Source organism: Chryseobacterium sp. Leaf201 (assembly GCF_001421435.1).
Lineage (GTDB): Bacteria > Bacteroidota > Bacteroidia > Flavobacteriales > Weeksellaceae > Chryseobacterium.
The window spans coordinates 1-3,633 of sequence record NZ_LMKA01000026.1; the positions used below are offsets into that span (position 1 = coordinate 1).

At 40.4% G+C, this 3,633-nt stretch carries 3 protein-coding genes; 1 reads left to right on the plus strand and 2 read right to left on the minus strand.

Features of this window, described 5'->3' with window-relative positions:
* Window positions 1–95 precede the first annotated feature (95 nt).
* The gene (locus tag ASE55_RS03185) at window positions 96–1,208 is read left to right on the plus strand and encodes a polysaccharide lyase family 1 protein (protein WP_056215480.1); all 1,113 of its coding nucleotides are present in this window, start codon (window positions 96–98) and stop codon (window positions 1,206–1,208) included.
* Window positions 1,209–1,331: 123 nt separating this feature from the next.
* Here ASE55_RS03185 and pelA read toward each other — a convergent pair whose 3' ends face one another.
* Window positions 1,332–2,360 carry a pectate lyase gene (gene pelA / locus ASE55_RS03190; protein WP_056215482.1) on the minus strand — a complete coding sequence of 343 codons (1,029 nt, stop codon included), beginning with the start codon at window positions 2,358–2,360 and terminating at the stop codon, window positions 1,332–1,334.
* 10 nt (window positions 2,361–2,370) lie between these two features.
* Window positions 2,371–3,498, minus strand: a complete 1,128-nt coding sequence (locus tag ASE55_RS03195) for a DUF4861 domain-containing protein (protein WP_238584979.1) — start codon at window positions 3,496–3,498, stop codon at window positions 2,371–2,373.
* Window positions 3,499–3,633 lie beyond the last annotated feature (135 nt).

Here is a 3,633-nt window from a genome sequence, read left to right on the forward strand (position 1 = left end):
AACATTATAATTATTTAAATATAGATATAGTAAAATATAAAAGTATTTTATAATTATTACATAATTTCACAGTTCACAAATAACAAATTATAATTATGAAAAACACCATTAAAGCTATTTTCTCTACAGTAGCCTTAAGCACAGTTTTCGCACTGACCGGATGTGGGCAGGAAGACCTTAAAAACCAGTCAGCGGAAAACCCCAATGAAAGCAGTCTTAATTCTCCGGCATCGAGAGCAGTTGTGCCTTTGGCTAACTGTGTAGCTCCGGGATGGGCCTCACTGAACGGCGGAACAACCGGTGGCGAAACGGCTGCCGAAACAACGGTTACCAATTACGCTCAATTAAAAGCAGCCATTGAAAACACTGCTGTAAAAGTGATTAAAGTAACAGGAACAATTACTATTACCGCACGTTTATCTCTTCAGGATCAAACCGGAAAAACGATTTACGGAACAAGCGGAGCAAAATTGGTTTCTGTCGATCAGACCAAAGACGGTTCTGGAATCATCAACATTAAAAGATGCAACAATATCGTGGTCAGAAACCTTATTTTTGAAGGCCCGGGCGCTTACGATACAGACGGTTGGGACAATGCCATTCTGGATGACTGCAGAAATGTATGGATCGACCATTGTGAATTCAGGGACGGTGTAGACGGTAACTTCGACATTAAAAACAAATCTGATTTTGTTACGGTTTCTTACACGAAATTCCATTACTTAAAAGCTCCAAAACCGGGAGGATCAGGCGGAACAGATGATCACAGATTCTCAAACCTTATCGGTTCAAGCGATGGCGCTACTGCCGATGCCGGAAAACTGAACGTAACTTTTGTTCGTTGCTGGTGGGCTCCGGGATGTAAAGAGCGTATGCCGAGAGTAAGATTCGGGAAAATTCATATCCTGAACAGTTATTTCAACAGTTCGGCAAGTAACAAATGTATCGCAGCGGGAGTACAGGCCAATATTTTGGTGGAAAGAAACGTATTTGAAAATGTAAAAGAACCGATCAGCCTGATGACTGGCTTTACCGCAGTGACCCAGACAGGAAACAGCTTCATTAACGTAACCGGTAATACAGCAGGAAGCGGAACAGCATTTACGCCTTCTTACACCATTGTAAAATTGGCAGTGGGCGACGTGAAAGCAGACGTAACGGCAAATGCAGGTGCAACGTTAACAGGAAATATCTGTAATACACTTTAATAAATACTTTAACCTATTCAAAACAAGAAAGACTGAGAAATTCTCAGTCTTTTTTCCTGCAGATTGATAGCTCTACAATTTTTACTAAATACTTATCTGACTTTCCTATGAACCTGGAATGAATTATTGATCGGCAATTTTATTCTTTTCCAGCCATTTGGGATATTCTTTATTGATAAGCTTTCCGGCAAAATCGCCGTACCAGCTGTAGCCGTTTCTCCGTTCTTCGGAAACATCGTTATAATTGTATTTTACACTTCCGTCACGGTCTCCGAAAAGCGGTTTATTGGTCACCACATCATAAAATCTTGCCCAGATGACAGAATTTTTATCCTCTGCCAGTACCCTTACCGTTTTACCGTTCTGTTTGGTCACATTGTAGCTGTAGCCTTCGATATCATTTGCAGAAAACCACCGTACAGCAGATTTCACCGACTTTTCGATTTCAGGCGTCACCACAGGCTGCATCATCAGAAACCTTACGATGCCTACCGATTCTGCAGTCGCCAGGGAAACAGGTTCAAAAGCTCTGGCTTTTTCAGGCTGAAGGGTAATTTCATTGTACTGATCTCCCCAGATCGACGGAACTCCTTTCTGTAAAATCTGAGTTTTTAAGATACAATCGATACCTTTCTGTACGGCAGTTTTTGATTTTTCTTTCAGTTTAGAATCAACAACATCAAAACCGTTTTTTCCTTCCGCAACATTATAGAGAACCGTCAGCGCATTGATCATTGCATTGTCATTGTACGTGACCTGCTTTCTGTACAACCCTGTATTCGGATAATACTGAGGGAAACCTCCGTTTTTATACTGCATCAACAGCAAATAGCTGATTCCTTTTTCGGCAGACTTTAAATATTCTGGATTTTTTGTTGCAGCATACGCTTTTATTAAAGCATTGATTTCCCTTGAAGTGGCATTGTTATCGATAGTCGCGTGGTCGTCGCCAGTAGATTTTATCTTTTTCAGGAGTGTTTTATCAACCGGCAGGTCGTAATTCACTACAGATTTATCTTCAAGCTGCTTTCCCCAGCCTCCGATCGGAAGCTGATACAGGAGCATTTTTTCAGCAAGCGTATCTTTTTTTATCTGGGCCGAAAGATTAACGGCTATTAATCCTAAAGCCAGTGTATAGAGTTTAAATTTCATTCTGATTTGATTATTTAATTTTTACCGATAAAGGGCTTGCAATGATCTGAGCCTGTTTCTGCAGCATCTTTTCCCAATCTTCCTGCGTCTGGACTTCCCCCGCTTTCTGCCACGCAAATCCTGCATAATATGTCAGCTTTTTATGAGGTTTTGTTACAATCAGAAGATTACTCTGATCCGGAGTTTCAGATTTAAAAGCAACAGACTTTTCAACAATTCCAGGGTCTACCACTAATCCTTCCCCAACAAAGGCATCATCAATTTTCTCCCAGTGCAGGTAATATCCGTTACTGTCATTCAGTTTCGTAAGCCCTTCGTTTTTATGCAGGCTGATGCCTACCGTATAATTCGGGACGGGTTTCTGCGCTTCAAATTGAGATTCAAACTTAGAAAAATGAGAACCTAAATCCAATGAAATCCGTTTTGTTTCTTTCACTCCAAAATCGCTCCACGGACTGTAGGTTAATTCAAAAACCGTCCTCAGAGGACCTTCTGCAATGGTTCTGGAAGTCACGAAATTTTGTGAAACCTGCAGTTTATCATTCACCCAGATCCCGATTCCACCCGTGCCGCGGCTGTCGCCAACGTGATAAGGATCGTAGCCCTCGCCTCTTGTATCTTTGTGATAATACATAGGATCGGTAAGATATCCTTTGTACCATTTATTAATAACCGGCTGGTCTGTCCTTTTCAGCCAGATATCCACTCCGCTGGAAAGTGTGCTTCCTTTTACACCTGCCAAAGCTTCTTTCTGACCTTTCGGACCGTATACCCTGAACGCCACTTTATCATTTTCCCAGGTGTAATCGTCCACTCTTTCCGGAACCAATCTTGAATAGGTTGAAATCCTGCTTTCGGGAACCTGATTTTTTGCATCTGCAAATAGAGTATAGGTATTTGTTTTTTTTGCCTCAACGTTTGCCTGAAACAGCAGTTCGTCATTTTTCCCGTCGCCGTCATAGTCGATCCATTGCACGGGAAGTGAATTTCCGTTGCCGCCTTTTATCCTGAGATCAGCTTCTTTATTCTTATTTAAAAATGATTTTAAATCCGAAACACGAATTGAAACCACTTCATTCCTGGAAAAATCCAAATTATTTTTCACCTGAACTGAAGTCTGTCCGTATAATAAACCCATATTGATGCAACCGATTGCACAAATTCCTTTAATTATTGACCTTTTAACGATAACCATATTTTGTTTCATTAATTGATTTATCAAAAATATAAATAATATGATAATTATATCCATTAATTTATATAAAATAGCTTC

What these genes read in the sequence shown, in the direction of transcription:
- ASE55_RS03195 (WP_238584979.1), bottom strand. Translation starts at nt 3,498, where the DNA reads ATGGGTTTATTATACGGACAGACTTCAGTTCAGGTGAAAAATAATTTG.
- pelA (WP_056215482.1), bottom strand. Translation starts at nt 2,360, where the DNA reads ATGAAATTTAAACTCTATACACTGGCTTTAGGATTAATAGCCGTTAAT.
- ASE55_RS03185 (WP_056215480.1), top strand. Translation starts at nt 96, where the DNA reads ATGAAAAACACCATTAAAGCTATTTTCTCTACAGTAGCCTTAAGCACA.